At 56.1% G+C, this 17,185-nt stretch carries 16 protein-coding genes; 8 read left to right on the top strand and 8 right to left on the bottom strand.

The features are described from left to right. The 7 genes from ACXAF0_RS05510 (at nt 1) to ACXAF0_RS05480 (ending at nt 7,026) form a co-directional block, all read left to right on the top strand. Nucleotides 1-1,284, top strand: coding sequence for a TRAP transporter large permease (locus ACXAF0_RS05510; RefSeq protein ID WP_475344595.1), 1,284 nt, complete (start codon nt 1-3; stop codon nt 1,282-1,284). Between the two features lie 108 nt (nt 1,285-1,392). After that, the gene (locus ACXAF0_RS05505; protein ID WP_475344591.1) at nt 1,393-2,193 is read left to right on the top strand and encodes a maleate cis-trans isomerase family protein; all 801 of its coding nucleotides are present in this window, start codon (nt 1,393-1,395) and stop codon (nt 2,191-2,193) included. Then, entirely contained in the window at nt 2,190-3,179 is a 990-nt protein-coding gene (eutB, locus tag ACXAF0_RS05500; RefSeq protein WP_475344590.1) for a hydroxyectoine utilization dehydratase EutB, read from the top strand. The genes ACXAF0_RS05505 and eutB overlap by 4 nt, the downstream gene beginning before the upstream one ends. Nucleotides 3,180-3,184: 5 nt before the next feature. Next, complete coding sequence (eutC, locus tag ACXAF0_RS05495) at nt 3,185-4,177, top strand: ectoine utilization protein EutC (protein WP_475344589.1); 993 nt, start codon at nt 3,185-3,187, stop codon at nt 4,175-4,177. A gap of 48 nt (nt 4,178-4,225) precedes the next feature. Then, complete coding sequence (doeA, locus tag ACXAF0_RS05490; protein WP_475344586.1) at nt 4,226-5,407, top strand: ectoine hydrolase DoeA; 1,182 nt, start codon at nt 4,226-4,228, stop codon at nt 5,405-5,407. A gap of 126 nt (nt 5,408-5,533) precedes the next feature. Beyond that, nucleotides 5,534-6,532, top strand: coding sequence for a N(2)-acetyl-L-2,4-diaminobutanoate deacetylase DoeB (doeB, locus tag ACXAF0_RS05485; protein WP_475344584.1), 999 nt, complete (start codon nt 5,534-5,536; stop codon nt 6,530-6,532). A 2-nt stretch (nt 6,533-6,534) separates the two neighbouring features. After that, on the top strand, nt 6,535-7,026 hold the full coding sequence (locus ACXAF0_RS05480; RefSeq protein ID WP_475344582.1) for an Lrp/AsnC family transcriptional regulator: 492 nt from the start codon (nt 6,535-6,537) through the stop codon (nt 7,024-7,026). 79 nt (nt 7,027-7,105) lie between these two features. Here the strand turns inward: ACXAF0_RS05480 and ACXAF0_RS05475 are convergent, their stop codons facing one another. From ACXAF0_RS05475 to ACXAF0_RS05440, 8 genes are all read right to left on the bottom strand, one after another. Then, entirely contained in the window at nt 7,106-7,291 is a 186-nt protein-coding gene (locus ACXAF0_RS05475; RefSeq protein ID WP_475344580.1) for a hypothetical protein, read from the bottom strand. Beyond that, entirely contained in the window at nt 7,291-8,643 is a 1,353-nt protein-coding gene (locus ACXAF0_RS05470; protein ID WP_475344578.1) for an amidase, read from the bottom strand. The genes ACXAF0_RS05475 and ACXAF0_RS05470 overlap by 1 nt, the downstream gene beginning before the upstream one ends. A 13-nt stretch (nt 8,644-8,656) precedes the next feature. Further along, the gene (locus tag ACXAF0_RS05465; protein ID WP_475344575.1) at nt 8,657-10,078 is read right to left on the bottom strand and encodes a TRAP transporter large permease; all 1,422 of its coding nucleotides are present in this window, start codon (nt 10,076-10,078) and stop codon (nt 8,657-8,659) included. Nucleotides 10,079-10,134: 56 nt separating this feature from the next. Then, entirely contained in the window at nt 10,135-10,707 is a 573-nt protein-coding gene (locus ACXAF0_RS05460) for a TRAP transporter small permease subunit (protein WP_475344572.1), read from the bottom strand. 98 nt (nt 10,708-10,805) lie between these two features. After that, nucleotides 10,806-11,963 carry a TRAP transporter substrate-binding protein gene (locus ACXAF0_RS05455; protein ID WP_475344568.1) on the bottom strand — a complete coding sequence of 386 codons (1,158 nt, stop codon included), beginning with the start codon at nt 11,961-11,963 and terminating at the stop codon, nt 10,806-10,808. A 206-nt stretch (nt 11,964-12,169) separates the two neighbouring features. Next, a complete protein-coding gene (locus tag ACXAF0_RS05450; RefSeq protein ID WP_475344564.1) occupies nt 12,170-13,135 on the bottom strand; it encodes a 2-hydroxyacid dehydrogenase in 966 nt (321 codons plus the stop codon). 599 nt (nt 13,136-13,734) lie between these two features. Continuing rightward, nucleotides 13,735-14,898: a Gfo/Idh/MocA family protein gene (locus ACXAF0_RS05445; RefSeq protein WP_475344563.1), complete on the bottom strand. Its 1,164-nt coding sequence runs from the start codon at nt 14,896-14,898 to the stop codon at nt 13,735-13,737. A 107-nt stretch (nt 14,899-15,005) separates the two neighbouring features. Next, on the bottom strand, nt 15,006-15,482 hold the full coding sequence (locus tag ACXAF0_RS05440) for a VOC family protein (RefSeq protein WP_475344561.1): 477 nt from the start codon (nt 15,480-15,482) through the stop codon (nt 15,006-15,008). Between the two features lie 535 nt (nt 15,483-16,017). Between ACXAF0_RS05440 and nspC the strand changes: the two genes are divergently transcribed. Next, nucleotides 16,018-17,115, top strand: a complete 1,098-nt coding sequence (gene nspC / locus ACXAF0_RS05435) for a carboxynorspermidine decarboxylase (protein WP_475344560.1) — start codon at nt 16,018-16,020, stop codon at nt 17,113-17,115. Nucleotides 17,116-17,185 lie beyond the last annotated feature (70 nt).

The following is a 17,185-nucleotide window of genomic DNA, read 5'->3' as shown; positions in this document are numbered from 1 at the left end:
ATGGATTTAGGTACTTCAATCCTTCTGGTGATGCTGGTCCTTCTGGTCCTTGGCTTCCCCATGATGGTGCCGCTTGCAACGGCCAGCGTCGTTGCCTTCATGTTTTATATGCCCATTCCCGAACGCATCCTGATTCAGCAGATGGTTACGGGCATTTCACCGGTGGCGCTTATCGCGGTGCCGATGTTTATCTTTGCCGCCGATATCGTGACAAAGGGGCATACGGCCAACCGGCTGATTGACCTTGCCATGACCTTTGTCGGCCATGTGCGCGGCGGCCTTGCCGTCACCACGGCCCTTGGTTGCACCATGTTTGGCGCTGTATCGGGCTCGACACAGGCCACCGTGGTTGCCATGGGCGGCCCGCTGCGCCCCAAGATGCTCAAGGCGGGGTATGAAGACAAATTCGCCATGGCACTGATCATCAATGCCAGCGACATCGCGTTTTTGATCCCGCCATCGATCGGCATGATCGTGTTTGGCGTGGTCGGCAAGGTGTCGATCGGTGAACTGTTCCTGGCCGGGATCGGTCCTGGCATCCTGATTTTGGTGATGTTCTCGCTCTATTGCATGTACTACGCCAAAAAGAACGACATCCCGACCATCCCGCGCATGACCTGGGCGGAGCGTGGCAAGGCCGTGATCAATGCCGGCCCAGCCATCATGTTCCCGGTCCTGATCGTGGGCGGCATCTATCTGGGTTGGGTCAGCCCGACCGAGGTCGCGGCAGTTGCGGTTGTCTATGCCGTCATTCTTGAAGTTCTGGTCTTCAAGTCGGTCAAATGGTCTGAGTTGCTGTCGATTGCCCGTTCGACCGGCCTGATCACGGCTGTTGTGTTCATTCTGGTGGGGGCCGGCACGACATTCTCGTTCGTGATTTCCTTTGCCCAGATCCCGCAACATGTGATTGGCGCGCTGGGGCTTGAAGGGGCGAACCCGTACATCATTCTGGCTGCGATCTGCATTGCCTTCTTTGTCGGCTGCATGTTCGTTGACCCGATTGTGGTCATTCTGGTACTGACGCCGATCTTCATGCCGCTCGTCAATTCGGCCGGTCTGGACCCGGTTCTTGTCGGGACGCTGGTCACGCTTCAGGTTGCCATTGGCTCTGCCACGCCCCCATTCGGGTGTGACATCTTTACGGCCATAGCAATCTTCAGGCGACCCTATGCCGAGGTCATCCGTGGAACACCGCCCTTCATCTTCATGCTGCTGCTGGCAGCCGTGATTTTGATCTTCGTTCCGCAGATCGCCCTGTTCCTGCCAGAGCTTGCCTTCCGCTAAGCAAGTCCTGGCCCGCAATTTCCGGGTTCGCCCGGAAGCACATTTGAAAATAAAAAAACGGGATCGTCCTGAGGGTTATCAGGACGATCCGCCTCTGGAGTTCAGGACATGTCCGTATCCCGTGCGGTCACGCCAGAGCCGGTAGATGTGCCGTATTCGCCTGCCCCTGTCGGACCGGCAGGGCGGATCGGCCTCATCACACTGGCAACCGATTTCAATAGCGAGGATGATCTGCGCACCATCCTGCCAGGTGACCTGCGTCTGTTCACCACACGGATCGAAAATGCCAATCCGGTGACGGTTGAAAACCTGCAATCAATGGCGGCCGACCTGCCGCGCGCGGCCAAAACCCTGCTGCCGGGCTATGGCGTCGATGTCGCCATTTTTGGCTGCACATCGGGAACGGCTGTGACCGGGTCGGACAAAATCGCCGAGCTGATCAATCAGGGCATGCCGGGCACCAAGGTCACCAACCCGCTTCTGGCCAGTGAATTGGCGCTGCGTGCGGTTGGTGCGCAAAAAATTGCCATCCTGACCCCGTATCTTCCGGCTGTGACCCAATCCGTTGCCGCTGGTTTCACAGACAAGGGCTTTGAAGCCACCCATATCATGGGCTTTGGTCTGGATAATGATTTTGACATGACCGCTTTGCCGCCCGAAGCCATTCTAGAAGGCGCGCTTAAGGTCGATACAGAGGACGCCGATGCGGTGTTTATTTCCTGCACCGCCATCCGGTCTGCCGAAATCATCGCTGCGGCCGAACGCCAGCTTAAGAAGCCTGTCATCACCAGCAATCAGGCACTGGTCTGGCATGCCTTGAACCTGATTGAGTACAAAAAACCGATCACGGGGTTTGGCACCCTGTTTGATCAGGCCCCGCAACCAACGAACGAAGTCGAGGTCCCATGAAAGACCCCATCACATTTGCTGATGTTCTTTCTGCCCGTAAAAACATTGCGGATCATATCATCCACACACCGCTTCGCCCGTCTGCCGCACTCTCGGACCGTGTTGGCAGCCCGGTCTGGCTTAAATGCGAACAGCAACAATATACCGGCAGCTTCAAGCTGCGCGGTGCCGCCAATGCTGTGCTGCGCCTGAGCGACGCCGACAAGGCCAAGGGTGTCGTCGGTGTATCCACGGGCAATTATGGCAGGGCACTTGCCTATGCGGCGCGCAATGCCGGTGTCCGATCGGTCATTTGCATGTCGGAACTGGTGCCGCAGAACAAGGTGGACGGCATCCGCGCCCAAGGGGCAGAAGTCCGCATCATCGGCCAGTCCCAGGACGAAGCCCAGCATGAAGTCGACCGGCTCGTGAAGGAGCAAGGCATGATCATGCTGCCGCCTTTTGATCATGCCGATGTGATTGCCGGGCAAGGCACGCTTGGTCTTGAAATCATAGATGCCCTTCCCGATGTCGACACCCTGTTGGTGCCGTTATCCGGGGGTGGTTTGCTGGCCGGTGTGGCGCTGGTGGCCAAATCGGTCAATCCGATGATCCGGGTGGTCGGCATCACCATGGAACGCGGCTGTGCCATGATCACAAGCCTACAGGAAGGCAAACCGACCGCCGTCAAGGAACTGCCCACCCTGGCAGACAGTCTGGGCGGCGGCATTGGTGAAAACAACCAGTACACCTTTGATATGTGCGGTGACCTAACCGATGATTTCGTACTCGTCAACGAAGCCCAGATCGCCGATGGCATCCGGGCGGCCTATCTTGATGATCAACAGGTGATCGAAGGATCCGGCGCGGTTGGCATTGCCGCCCTTCGCGCCGGTCTGGTCGACAATCCGGGGCGCACGGTTGTGCTGACGACCGGATGCAATATCGACATGGATCTGCATAAACGCATTGTCGGCGGCGAAGACGTCGACCTGATGGCGGAGTAAAGCACATGCCCACGATCAGAATTCTGACCGAAACCGACCTGCGCAAGGTTATTGATCTGGACATGGATGCCATTGACTGCGTCGAAGGCGCGTTCAAGGCGCTGGCAACCCAGGATGTCCGTATGCCGCCGATCCTGCGTCTGGATATTGATGAGTATAATGGCGAGGTCGATGTCAAAACCGCCTATGTGCCAGGCATCGACAGCTTCGCAATCAAAATCAGCCCGGGCTTCTTTGACAACCCAAAGCTCGGCCTGCCGTCGGTTAATGGCTTGATGAACCTGTTTTCATCCAAGACCGGCCTGCTTGAGGCCGTCTTGCTTGATAATGGCTATCTGACCGATGTGCGCACCGCCGCCGCCGGCGGCGTTGCCGCCAAACATCTGGCGCGCGCGGATGCCAAACACGCCGCGATCTATGGTGCCGGTGTGCAGGCACGCCTGCAGCTCAAGGCGCTGACACTGGTGCGTGATATCACCTCGGCCACCATCTGGGCGCGCGATGTTGCCAAGGCCGAGGCGTGCGCGAAAAAGGCATCGCTAGAACTGGGCATTCCGGTAACGGCCACCGCCGATGGCAAGGACGCCGCCGCAACGGCCGATATCATCGTCACCACGACGCCAGCACGCGAACCGGTCCTGAAGACCGATTGGGTCAAACCGGGCACCCATGTTACCGCCATGGGATCGGACGCCGAACACAAAAACGAAATTGATCCTGCCCTGATCGGGCAGGCTGATCTCTATGTCAGCGACAGCCAGGCACAAACCCGCATTCTTGGCGAACTTCATCACGCCATCGATGCCGGGATTGTCCCATCTGATGCGACATTGCCCGAACTCGGCCAGATCATCGCCAAATCCTTGACCGGCAGAACATCTGCGGGTCAGATTACGGTCTGTGATTTGACCGGAACCGGTGTTCAGGACACCGCTATCGCCACCCTCGCCCGTCACCGCTGCGACGCAGCCGGTGCAGGGGTCGAGATTACTTCTTAACAACAAAGGGAAACAGGGTCTGGACCCACCTTTATCTGGAGGCCTGCGATGAGCCAGGTAGAATTGAATTTCACGCGTGAGGAATACGCCGAACGCCTGGAGAAAACCAAAAAAGCCATGGTGGAAAAGGGCATTGATCTTTTGATCGTGACCGATCCGTCAAACATGGCCTGGCTGACCGGCTATGACGGCTGGTCGTTCTATGTCCATCAATGTGTGCTGGTACCGATAGAAGACGACCCGATCTGGTTCGGGCGTTCGCAGGATGCCAACGGCGCCAAACGTACGGTCTATATGCCCCATGACCGCATCATCCCGTATGCGGACTACTATGTGCAATCGACCACGCATCACCCGATGGACTACCTTGCCGAGGTGATTGAACATCGCGGTTGGGCATCGCGGCGCATTGGCGTGGAAATGGATAACTACTATTTCTCTGCCAAGGCCTTCCTGCAGCTTCAGACACATCTGCCCAACGCCAAGTTTTCCGATGCCACCGCCCTTGTGAACTGGCAGCGCGCGGTCAAATCCGAGACCGAGATTTTCTATATGCGTCAGGCGGCCCGCATCGTCGAAAACATGCATGAACGCATTTTTGAAATCGTCGAGCCGGGCATGAAAAAGAACGAACTGGTTGCGGAAATCTTCCGTACCGGGATCGCAGGTGTCGACGGGATTGGCGGCGATTACCCGGCCATTGTGCCGCTTCTGCCATCAGGCCAGGACGCCAGCGCACCGCATCTGACCTGGGATGAAAAACCCATTCCGGGTGATGCCGGGACTTTCTTTGAAATTGCTGGCTGTTTCCGTCGTTACCACGCACCGCTGTCGCGCACGATCTATCTTGGTGATCCCGATCAGCGTTTCCTCGATGCTGAAAGTGCCCTGATCGAAGGTCTTCAGGCGGGTCTGGATGCGGCCAAACCGGGCAATGTATGCGAAGACATCGCCAATGCCTTCTTTGGTGTTCTGCAGAAATACGGCATCGAAAAAGACAGCCGCTGCGGCTATCCGATCGGGCTTTCCTATCCGCCGGACTGGGGCGAGCGCACCATGAGCCTGCGTCCGGGCGATCGCACGGTTCTCGAACCGGGCATGACCTTCCACTTCATGCCGGGCCTGTGGTTCGATGACTGGGGGATCGAGATCACCGAAAGCATGATGATCACCGAAAGCGGGTCGAAAACCCTGACCAGCTATCCGCGACAGCTGTTTGTCAAAAACTGAGTTCGGACCCGAAAAACCGTACCGCACGCCATGACATCGCGCCTTTTGCGCGGGTCTGGTGTGCGGCACCAGATGCCACAGCCTGACGACGACGGTCGCGAAGTCAGGCTTTTTAAGGATACGACCATGACAAAACCATCACCCATCAGCCCGACGATCCCGCTTGACCAGGATGGCATTCACCACGGCTTTTTGAAGCTGCCCTATTCGCGTGATGATTCCGCGTGGGGCGCTGTGATGATCCCGATCACCGTGATCCGCAATGGCATTGGCCCGACCGCCCTTATGACGGGCGGCAACCACGGCGATGAATATGAAGGTCTGGTGTCGCTGTTCAAACTGGCTGAATCGCTCTCGGCTGGTGAAATCAATGGTCGTGTGATCATTCTGCCCGCCATGAACTATCCGGCATTTCGCAATGCGTCGCGGACATCCCCGATTGATGCGGGCAACATGAACCGCTCCTTCCCGGGCAAGCCCGATGGCACGGTCACGCAAAAGATCGCCGATTACGTTTTCCGCCATCTCGTGCCAGAAGCCGATATCGTCCTCGATATCCATTCCGGCGGCAAGACGCTTGATTTCATTCCGTTCTCGGCCGCCCACGTTCTGCCTGACAAGGAACAGGAAGCCCGCTGTGTTGCGGCCATGAAGGCATTTGGCGCGCCCTATTCGATGATGATGCTCGAACTTGATGCGGTTGGCATGTTTGACACCGTGGTCGAGGAAGCTGGCAAAACCTTTGTCACCACCGAACTGGGGGGTGGTGGATCGACCACCGCCGAACGTGTGGCGATTGCCGATCGCGGTGTGCGCAACATCCTTGTTCATGCCGGCATTCTCAAGGGCGAAATTGAACCGTCCCCGACCGGCACGACCATGCTCGATATGCCAGATGACCGGTGCTTTGTCGCATCAGAAGCCAGTGGCCTGTATGAGCCCTGCGTTGATCTGGGCGATATGGTCAAGGAAGGCGATCTGATCGCGCGCATCTATGATGTGGAGCGCACCGGCACCCCGCCGCGTGAATATTATGCCCCACGCGCGGGCATTGTGTCGTGCCGCCACTTCCAGGGCCTGATCAAAACGGGCGACTGTCTGATTGTGATTGCCGAGGTGCTCTGATCATGATCAGGCTTGACGAGCTGGATCTGAAAATCCTCAAAACCCTGCAACGCGAAGGGCGCATCACCAAGGTCAAACTGGCCGAGGCGGTGAACCTTTCGCCAAGCCCGTGTTGGGAACGACTCAAACGCCTCGAAGACCTTGGCGTCATCTCGGGCTATCACGCCCATCTCAATCTGGAAAAGCTGGTCAAACCAACCCTGGTTCTGACCGAAATTACCCTGCGTCATCACCAGCATGACGATTTCCAGATTTTCGAACGTGCCGTTCAGGACATCCCGGAAATCGTCGAATGCTATGCGCTTGGCGGCGGGGTGGATTACATGATCAAGGTGCTATGTCATGACGTTGACGCCTATCAGCGCATGATTGACGGCCTTTTGGTGTCCAATATCGGCATCGATCGGTATTTCACCTATATCGTCACCAAAAAGGTCAAAACCACACCGATCCCGCCGATCGAAAACCTTGTGGCGCCGCCCGAACGCAAATGAAGCACAAAAAACGGGGCAGGAAGCGCTTCCTGCCCCGAAGTTCGGCTTGCATCCCCAAAGGGTTGGTCCCTTCGTTGGATCAGTGTGTGTCTTCCTTGTGGCCCATGGCGACATGCCACATGTCCCAGCCTGCCAGAAGCAGGGTGAACCCCACCATGATCGCCAGATCCCAACGCGGGACATAAACCACAAGCGTTACGACAGATGCCGCGAGGACGACAAAGGCCAGCAAGGCCATCGCACGATTTAAAAGAACGTTTTCCATCACGCGTCCTCCTGATTACCAAGATATGTTTTAAGCCAGTTGGCCGTGCGCATCAGCCGCGCATCATCGCCAACCCGCCCGACAAGCTGAATGCCCATCGGCATACCGCCCTGTGACCACAACATCGGAATGGTCACCGCCGGCGTACCGCAGAAAGTCCAAAGACCATTAAAAATCGCATTACCGGTGGTCTGAAGATTGGCCGGTGCGGGCCCCGGTGCCGCCGGTGTGATGATCGCATCACAGCGTTTGAACACCTCTTCCAGTCCGGCATTAAGCACCTTGCGCCAATCAAGAGCCGCCAGATAGTCACGCGCCTTGACGTCATTGCCCTTATCAAGGGCTTCACAAATTTCAGGCGACAACTGATCCCGCCCGCGCTTTTCATAGCCATAGTAATCCTTGGCCATTTCCGCAAAGTTGATCCGGGCCCGCAATGCGGCCGCGTCGTCAAACGCGTTTGGCAACGGCGCCTCAAAGCATTGATCGCCCAGCATGTCGGTGATCTCGCGAAATGCCATCACGGTTTCTTCGTCGGCAAGTTCATCAAACTGCGGCGGGCGAACAAAGGCCAAGGTTGGCGTGACGCGCGGGGTTGCCTTGGCGGTATCAAGCAACCTTGGCATCGGGCTTGGCGTGGTTGCCGGGTCCCCTGCGTCATAGCCAAACAGGCTTTCGGCCACCATCGCCGCCCCATCGACCGAATTGGCGAACACGCCAATGGTATCAAGGGTCGGGCTTTGGCTAAGAACACCGGTACGGGCAATCGCGCCAAAGCTTGGCTTGAAACCGACCACCCCACAGAACGAGGCGGGCCGGATCACCGACCCACCGGTCTGGGTCCCGACCGCAAGCGGGATCATGGCCGCGGCAACGGCGGCGGCCGATCCGGCAGATGATCCACCGGGCGTATGATCCGGATTGTGCGGATTGCGTGTTTTGGACGGATGCATGAAGGCAAGCTCGGTCGAAACCGTCTTGCCCATGATGATCGCACCGGACGTCTTCAGACGCGACACAAGCACCGCGTCTTCGCTTGGCACCCGGCCCTCGTCCAGAACGGTGCCATTGGCGGTTGGAATATTGGCCGTATCAATCACGTCTTTAAGACCAACCGGCAAGCCATGCAGCGGGCCAATCGGTGCCCCGGCCTGACGCCTTGCATCAAGGGCGCGGGCCTGGGCAATGGCATGATCGCTGTCAAGCCACGCCCATGCCTGAACCTGTGGTTCGACTTCGGCAATACGTTCCAGACAGGCCTCGACATATTCGACCGCGCGCACCGCCCCGCTTGCAAGGCGGTCACGCAATTCGACGACATCAAGTGTCAGTAACGGGTTGATGGTACTCATTCAGGCAATCCCCTTAGCGTGCGCCGTAGAACAGATCCGGCAGATGGAACACGATCTGTGGGAAAGCGTACATCAAAACCATGCTGACAATCACCATGAACAGGAACGGCATGATCCCCTTGAAGATATCGGTCAACAATATCCCGTTTGGCGCCACCCCCTTAAGGTAATAGGCCGACATGGCCATGGGCGGAGTCAGGAACGACGTCTGAAGGTTCAATGCCACCAGAATGCCAAAGAACAGCGGATCAATATCAAACAGCGGCAAAAGCGGCAGGAAGATCGGAACAAAGATAATGATGATTTCCGACCATTCCAGCGGCCAGCCCAGCAGGAAGATGATCAGCTGTGCCAGCAACAGGAACTGAAGTGGCGTCAGGTCAAGACCACCGACAAACTCGGCAATCACATGCTCCCCCCCAAGATAGGAGAACACTGACGAGAAGGTATAAGAGCCGACAAACAGCCAGCACACCATCGCCGATGTCCGCACCGTCAGATAAACCGATTCCCGCAGGCGATCAAAGGTCAGCGCCCGATAGGCAGCCGCCAGAATCATACCGCCCAACGCGCCGATTGATGCCGCCTCGGTCGGGGTGGCCAGACCAAACAGGATCGATCCCAGCACTGCCAAGATCAGGAAGGCCAGCGGGAAGAACGAAGTCGCCAGCATCAACAAAACCTTGGGCAGCGGTACTTCCGGTACTTCGTCCTCGGTCGGGCGCGGGGCTGCTTTGGGCTGCAGCATCGCACGGCCCATAACATAAAGAAGATACAACCCGACCAGCGTCAGACCCGGCAGAAGCGCACCGGCATAAAGACGCACGATCGAAACACCCGATGCCGCCGCATAAACGATCAGCATGATCGATGGCGGGATCAGAATACCAAGCGTACCACCGGCGCAAATGATGCCCGACGCAAAGCTTTTGTCATAGCGTGCCTTCAACATCGCGGGCAGCGCCAGCATCCCCATCAGGGTCACAACCGCGCCGACAATCCCGGTCGCGGTTGCAAACAGCGCACAGGTAATCAGAGCAGCCACACCAAGCGACCCGGGGATATTGCGTGCAGCAATGTTCAGGGTCGAAAACAGACGGTTCACGATGTTGGCACGTTCAACGATATAGCCCATGAACAGAAACAGCGGCACTGCTGTCAGGACCTCGTTGGACATCACCGTGTATGTCTGGTTGATAAACAGATCGAATATTCGGTTGTTAAACGCCCCCTCGAACCAGGTTAAGGCCGAGGTCAAAGTATCGCTGTCCTCAGCCAGTCGGTTAAAGGCCCGCCACATGCGGCCTGCATCGAAATAGGCGTAATAGCCAAACCCGATCCCCAGCGCCATCAGGGTAAAGGCAACCGGGAAACCGAGAAATACCAGTAAAATAAAGATGCCCAGCATCATCAGGGCGACATGTGCGTCAATCACTTTGGCTGCTCCGTTCGGGGGCGTGTTTCGCGTATGTACCAGGAACTGTCATAAGATCAGTCTTCCGTGGTCACGCGCTGCTTCATCAGCAGCTCTTCGGTTTCTTCAACATCGTCATCCGCATTGCGCCAGTACCCTTCGCGGATACACAGAATGCAGCGCATCACCTGTGCGATGCCCTGGATGAAAAGAAGAATACCGGCCGCGACAATCACCGCCTTGAATTGAAAGATCGGAACACCCGCCGGGCTGTTCACACTGACTTCCTCGTAACCAAACGACCGGGCGGCATATTTCCAGCCTGCCAGGATCAGTGCGGTCACACCGGGGAAGAAGAAGAAGATATATAAAACCAGGTCGACCTTGGCCTGGGTCGTCGGCTTCCACAGGCGATAAAGAAAATCGCCGCGAACATGCCCGCCACGTGACAGGGTATAGGCCCCACCCATCATGAACAGCGTGCCATACATGATAAAGGACACATCAAGTGACCAGGTGGTTGGTGCGTTAAATAGGTATCGCGAGATCACCTCATAGCTCATGCCAAGCGTCATAAGAATGATCAGCCAGCCAAAGGCCTTGCCAAACCAGGCTGACAGTTTGTCCGCGAATTCAATAAATCCGATCATGAAATCCTGTCCGTTCGCGTATTGACTGCTCCGCCAGTCCAAAAGCGTGAACCAACGGAGCAGTCAGGATCATCAAAACTCTAAACCCGGTCGGGTGATCAGAGTTTCAGTTTGCCCGGGAAGTAGTGATCATATGCGAGCACGTAATCAGGCGAGTTCATCAGTTCATAATAGGTCACACGCTCGACCCAGGCGCGCTGGCTATCGAGAACACGCTTCATGAACGGATCTTCCTCAAGGGTCGGGATCAGTTTGTCCCAGGCATCAAGCTGACCGGCGAGGATGTCTTTCGAGGTCCGGTGGACTTCAACACCTTCGGACTGCAGTTTCTGCAAGTCGGCAGAATAGTTATCCATGGCGAGTGCCGTGTTCGAGGTCGACGCTGCCTCGACACCGTGACGCAGGATCGCCTGCAGGTCCGGCTCAAGATCTTCAAGCATCGATCTGCTGAACAGGAATTCGAAGCTTTCAGATGCCTGATGGTACGAAGACAGATAGTAGTTCTTCGCAACATCCTGTGCGCCAAAGCGCATGTCAGAAGACGGGTTGTTGAATTCAAACGCGTCAATCACGCCACGTTCCATGGCCGGTACGATCTCACCGCCCGGAAGCTGTGCGACCGACATGCCCATCGACTGCAGAAGGTCTGCTGCCAGACCAACGGTGCGGTACTTGAAGCCTTCGATATCGGCAACGGTGTTGACCTGGCCCTTGAACCAGCCAAACGGCTGTGCTGGCATCGGGAAGCCAAGAAGACCAACAACATCAAGGCCCATCACGTCCTGGGTCAGTTCGCGGTAGAACTCTTCACCGCCGCCGGCATAGAACCAACTCAGCATGGTGGTTGCAGAACCGCCAAACACCGGACCGGTGCCAAACAGCGATGCGGCCTTGTTTTTGCCGTACCAGTAAACCGGCACGGAATGGGCAATATCGATCAGGCCATCATTGACCGCATCCAGAACCTGGAATGCCGCAACAACTGCGCCTGCCGGCAGAAGGTCGATTTTAAGACGACCACCGGACATCGCTTCAACACGATCAACATACTGCTGGGCAAAGGTCATCCAGATGTCGGATGATGACCAGGACGTCTGCATTTTCAGCACCATCGGTGCCGGTTGTGCATGAACAGCCGGTGCCGCAAAAACGCCTGCTGCCGCAGCACCGCCTGCGACCACCCCTGTCGCCCCTTTGGTCAGGAACGAACGACGGGATACTTCCGTGGACTTCACGTCTTCAGACTTGGTTTTCATATCCATATTTCCTCCCAGATTTACCGCAATCTGCAGACACCCATTGCCTGTAAACACGCGGTAACTGTCAGCCTTCAAAAGCCCCTGATCTTGATCTTCAAGACCATTTTTGATGCGCTTGCCCCGTTCCGGGACCCCAAAAAACGGCACGCATTTTGTTATTGTTAAAGACTTGAACGAACTGAATTCCGGCGGTTTTCCGCCTGTTATGCCACCCGGTCACCGGGTTCTTTTCCCTGAAAATATGCATCAAGGTTATCGAGGGCGCGAAAGCCCATCGCATCGCGCGTTTCTTCTGTTGCAGACCCGATATGGGGCAGCAAAAAGACGTTATCCAAGGCACTGATGCGCGGATTTCCGCCCGGTTCGGTGCAAAACACATCAAGGCCTGCGGCAAACAGTTTTCCGCTTGCAAGTGCCGCCACCAGCGCATCTTCATCCACCAGATTACCGCGCGCCGTATTCACAAGAATGGCCCGGTCGGGCAGCATTGCGATGGTCTTGGCATTGATGATCCCCTTGGTTTCCGGGGTCGACGGGCAATGCAGCGACAACACGTCAGAATGCGCAAACAGATCTTCGATGGTGTCGTGGAAAATCGCCCCCTTGGCGAGATGATCGGGCAATGGCTTGCGATTGTGGTAATGCACTTCCATGCCAAATCCGCGCGCCCGTTCGGCGGCAACCTGACCAACACGGCCCATGCCCAAAACGCCAAACCTTTTGCCAGAGACCTGCCGACCGACCATGAAGGCCGGTGACCAGAAATCCCACTTTCCAGCCCGTACCATCGCATCGCCCTCGGCCCCGCGCCGGGCAGCACCCAGCATGCACAGCATGGCGATTTCGGCCGTGGCATCGGACAGCACATCGGGCGTATTGGTCACGACAATCCCGGCATCCTTGGCCGCAGCCAGGTCAACGTGATCGACTCCAACCGAATGATTGGCAATGATCTTGAGACTTTTGGGCAGTTCCGCGATGACATCGGCCGAGAAATGCTCGGAATGGCATGGCAGGACAGCATCGACCTGCTGACATTTTTCGATCAGTTCCGCGCTTGAAAAAACGCGGTCCTCGTCATTGGTCAAGACCTGATAGTCCCGCGCGGCGCGCGCCTGAACGGCATCACGCAATCGTCGCGTTATCAGAAGCTTTGGCTTCTCGGGCATGCGGACGCTCCCGGTAAATTCCCTGAAAGTAGTCTTATTTTTTATGGTCTAGGGTCAGTACCCATTACTTTGGTTTGAACGGTTGACCGGATTTGTGCGGATACGCGGAGCAAAACCGCAGGAAGATATGCATCTTTCAAGGTTTTACGACAAAGTAGCCCGTGCAAATCCGGTTAATCCGAAGGACAGACGTTATATTTGCAAACTTCGGCGTCAAACCCCTTGGCCGGGCCCCAGCCCGCCCTGCGAGCTTTTCCTTGGATTTCACAAATATAACGTCTGCCATTCAAATCAAAGTAATGGGTACTGACCCTAAGGAAACACCTATACGGAAAATCCAGCAATAGGCGATCAACCACGCCGCAAGTCTTTTTCACTTCGTGGAAAACCAATGATTAAACGTGAACACCATCACACGCGCATTTGGTTTGTTAGTATATTGATTTTAATTCATAAAACCGCGATTTGACGGGCCCGTCAGAAAAGCAAAATGGCCGCCATCAAAAGACAGCGGCCACGCCAAAAACCAAATTGAATTTCAAAACCTGCCTGAATCCCAAGAAGGCGGAATGATCCGCATCAGGGATTGTGAGGAACCCTCACATTTTAACCCAGACCGCCCCATCCTGACCGGATCGCACGACGGCCTCGACGAATTTCATGCCATCGAGCCCCTCTTTGACACCCGGGACAAGACAGCTGGCCGGGTCGATTTTTGCCCCACTCAGATGCGCAACCAGTTGATCGGCAAAATCTGTATACAGGCTGGCGAAGCCTTCAAGGTAGCCTTCCGGGTGTCCGGACGGAACGCGGATATTGCGCTGTCCATCCGCACCGTTGCCCGGTCCACCGCGCGTGATCAATTCCGGGCGCGCGTCGAGCTTGCGGAAAAGCAGCTGGTTGGGATGCTCCTGCCCCCATTCAATGCTGCCCTTATCGCCATAGATCCGCAGACGCAGACCATTTTCATGGCCAACCGCAACCTGGCTGGCCCACAGCATCCCGCGAGCCCCATTGGCATAGCGCAACAGGATTTGGACATTGTCATCAAGTTTGCGGCCCGGGACGATGGCATCGACGTCGGCACACAGCTCGCTGATCTCAAGCCCGGAGACAAAATTCGCCAGGTTATGGGCATGGGTGCCGATATCGCCCAGCGCCCCACCCATGCCGGCCTTTGCCGGATCGGCGCGCCAGCTGGCCTGTTTGTTATCGGTGTCCTCGACCCTTGTGGCCATCCAGCCTTGGGCATATTCGACCTGAACCAGGCGAATATTGCCAAGTTTTCCGTCCGCCACCATCTGGCGCGCTTCGCGTACCATGGGATAGGCCGTATAGTTATGGGTCAGCGCAAACAGAAGACCGGTCTCAGAAATCTTGGCTTCGATCTGTTCGGCCTCTTCTACCGTCAGGCACAGCGGCTTGTCGCAAATCACATGAATACCGGCATCAAGCATCGCCATTGCGGCCGGAAAATGCAGGTGATTGGGGGTGACAATCGCACAAACATCAATGCCGTCTTCGCGCGCGGCTTCCTGTTTGGCCATGTCTTCAAAGCTGTCATAGCTGCGGTCCGGGGCAATAAACAGCTCGGCGGCGGATGCCGCAGCGACATCGGGCTTTGACGACAGCGCACCAGCCACCAGCTCATAACGATCATCCAACCGGGCGGCGATCCGGTGCACAGCGCCAATGAAGGCCCCCTGCCCACCGCCAACCATACCCAGACGAAGGCGGCGGTTTATTTTTTTGAAGTTGGGCATGGGGTCTCCTGTCAGCGAAAGGTGTGTATCTCTGGTAATTCAACCATTTGCTGAATGCACGATCTTTGTGACATGATCGCGGCGGAGTTCGCAGTGTTTGCGGCCCGTCACCTCTGCCATTCGCCCATGACTTCACGTGCCTTTTCTTCGTGATCTTCACTCGAACGGGCCTGTTCGGATGCAAAGATCTCGAACCGGATGCCGTTGGGATCACGCACGAACAAACGCCGGGATTTGCCGTCATCCTCGCTATGGTAAACGATCTTGTGCTGGAAAAAGTGGTTCTGCCACGCAATGACATCGCGCGCCGTCTCGCACCGTAATCCGATATGAAACACATCATCGGGCATTTCCGGATCATTTGGGTACGGACCGGTATCAGCAGGCCAGTCAAAGAATGACAAACGCGTCCCGTCGGGCAGCGCAAAGGTAATCAGCAAATAATCACTTTTCCAAGACGGGCTGTAACCACTTTCCGCGTGAACCAGTGTTGCGCCGACCACCTTGGAATAAAAGTGATCGGTGGCCTCAAGGTCGCGGGTCGGAAAAGCAAGATGATCGACACTTACAGGTGCAGGTGACATGGGGCTCCTCCGTCAGGTTTGATCCTTAACATCCGATCGCCGGAACAATGTCTGCACGGTTTGGCAGCTTCGTACGCGCCCCCAAACACTACGCGATCCGGCTCATGTTTTCGGGCAGGACATCAAAACATTGCCCGCTGCCCATGATCAAAAGATGGGATAATCGCACCCCAAAATCAATGCGATTACCCCCTTGATCAATGCGTCATGAAACCACAACATGCTTGGGGGACATTGAGTATTGACCGCCCCCACCCGCGCTGCTATTGGGACGCGGCAAATAGATATATCCCTGTGCCCCATGCCGGTTGATGGCAAGGCACAGTTTGGCAACACCTTAAAAGATGGAGGCATCTGATGAATGAATACAGTTTATCTGTCTCCGTCTATTGGATGACGCACCGTCAGGCGGATCACTAGAAGCCGCTTGCCGTCCACCTTGATGGTGATTTTGCCAAAACCCGGAATATGACAGCCTGATCGCGCTTTCCGAGTTCATCCGCATTCCCCGTGACATAGTTGTAGAGAGCCGCCCATGCCCGCAACGCCCTATTACCTGATCGACAAGTCCAAGCTGCTGCGCAACATGGAAAAGATCGCATATGTGCGCCAACATTCTGGCGCAAAAGCACTTTTGGCGCTGAAATGCTTTGCGACTTGGTCGGTATTCGACTTCATGTCGGACTACATGGATGGCACGACCTCCTCGTCGCTCTATGAGGTCAAACTCGGCCGGAAAAAGTTCGGCAAGGAAACGCACGCCTATAGTGTCGCCTATTCCGATGACGAGATTTCCGAAGTCATCGACAATGCCGACAAGATCATCTTCAACTCGATCGGCCAGCTGACCCGATTTGCCGATCAGGCATCCGGCATTGTGCGCGGTTTGCGCCTGAACCCGCAGGTCTCGACTTCAAGCTTTGATCTCGCCGATCCGGCGCGGCCCTTCTCGCGTCTCGGTGAATGGGATGTCGCCAAGGTCGAAGCGGTGATGGATCAAATCTCCGGCTTCATGATCCACAATAACTGTGAAAACGAAGACTTCGATCTGTTTGATCGCATGCTGACCGACATCGAAGAGAAGTTCGGATCGCTGATCGCACGCGTTGAATGGGTCAGCCTCGGCGGCGGCATTCACTTCACCGGCGATGACTACCCGCTTGATAAATTCTGCGCGCGGCTCAAGGCATTTTCCGAGAAATTCGGCGTGCAGGTTTATCTTGAGCCCGGCGAAGCATCGATCACGAAAAGCACGACCCTTGAGGTCACCGTGCTTGATACCCTGTTTAACGGCAAGAACCTTGCCATCGTTGATAGCTCGATCGAAGCGCACATGCTTGATCTTCTGATCTATCGCGAAAATGCCAAGGTGCTGCCCAATACCGGCGATCACCCCTATATGATCTGTGGCAAGTCCTGCCTTGCCGGTGACGTGTTTGGCGAATTTGATTTCGAAAACGAGATCAAGGTGGGCGACCGTATCTCGATTGAAGATGCGGCTGGCTACACCATGGTCAAAAAGAACTGGTTTAACGGGGTCGGCATGCCGTCCATCGTGATCCGGGAACTCGACGGAACAGAGCGCGTTGTGCGTGAGTTCACCTTTGACGACTACGTTTCGAGCCTTTCGTAAAAACACGAAAGCGCAGTTTTCATAGCGAACCGGAGCACGACGTGCTCCACCTCTCAAAACAGGGGAGTTT

The organism is Thalassospira sp. ABD4_177 (genome assembly GCF_056160125.1).
This window is presented reverse-complemented; position numbering and strand designations above follow the sequence as displayed.

Excerpts from the sequence above, each read along its gene's own strand:
- ACXAF0_RS05510 (WP_475344595.1), top strand. The coding sequence starts at position 1 with ATGGATTTAGGTACTTCAATCCTTCTGGTGATGCTGGTCCTTCTGGTC.
- ACXAF0_RS05505 (WP_475344591.1), top strand. The coding sequence starts at position 1,393 with ATGTCCGTATCCCGTGCGGTCACGCCAGAGCCGGTAGATGTGCCGTAT.
- eutB (WP_475344590.1), top strand. The coding sequence starts at position 2,190 with ATGAAAGACCCCATCACATTTGCTGATGTTCTTTCTGCCCGTAAAAAC.
- eutC (WP_475344589.1), top strand. The coding sequence starts at position 3,185 with ATGCCCACGATCAGAATTCTGACCGAAACCGACCTGCGCAAGGTTATT.
- doeA (WP_475344586.1), top strand. The coding sequence starts at position 4,226 with ATGAGCCAGGTAGAATTGAATTTCACGCGTGAGGAATACGCCGAACGC.
- doeB (WP_475344584.1), top strand. The coding sequence starts at position 5,534 with ATGACAAAACCATCACCCATCAGCCCGACGATCCCGCTTGACCAGGAT.
- ACXAF0_RS05480 (WP_475344582.1), top strand. The coding sequence starts at position 6,535 with ATGATCAGGCTTGACGAGCTGGATCTGAAAATCCTCAAAACCCTGCAA.
- ACXAF0_RS05475 (WP_475344580.1), bottom strand. The coding sequence starts at position 7,291 with ATGGAAAACGTTCTTTTAAATCGTGCGATGGCCTTGCTGGCCTTTGTC.
- ACXAF0_RS05470 (WP_475344578.1), bottom strand. The coding sequence starts at position 8,643 with ATGAGTACCATCAACCCGTTACTGACACTTGATGTCGTCGAATTGCGT.
- ACXAF0_RS05460 (WP_475344572.1), bottom strand. The coding sequence starts at position 10,707 with ATGATCGGATTTATTGAATTCGCGGACAAACTGTCAGCCTGGTTTGGC.
- ACXAF0_RS05455 (WP_475344568.1), bottom strand. The coding sequence starts at position 11,963 with ATGAAAACCAAGTCTGAAGACGTGAAGTCCACGGAAGTATCCCGTCGT.
- ACXAF0_RS05450 (WP_475344564.1), bottom strand. The coding sequence starts at position 13,135 with ATGCCCGAGAAGCCAAAGCTTCTGATAACGCGACGATTGCGTGATGCC.
- ACXAF0_RS05445 (WP_475344563.1), bottom strand. The coding sequence starts at position 14,898 with ATGCCCAACTTCAAAAAAATAAACCGCCGCCTTCGTCTGGGTATGGTT.
- ACXAF0_RS05440 (WP_475344561.1), bottom strand. The coding sequence starts at position 15,482 with ATGTCACCTGCACCTGTAAGTGTCGATCATCTTGCTTTTCCGACCCGC.
- nspC (WP_475344560.1), top strand. The coding sequence starts at position 16,018 with ATGCCCGCAACGCCCTATTACCTGATCGACAAGTCCAAGCTGCTGCGC.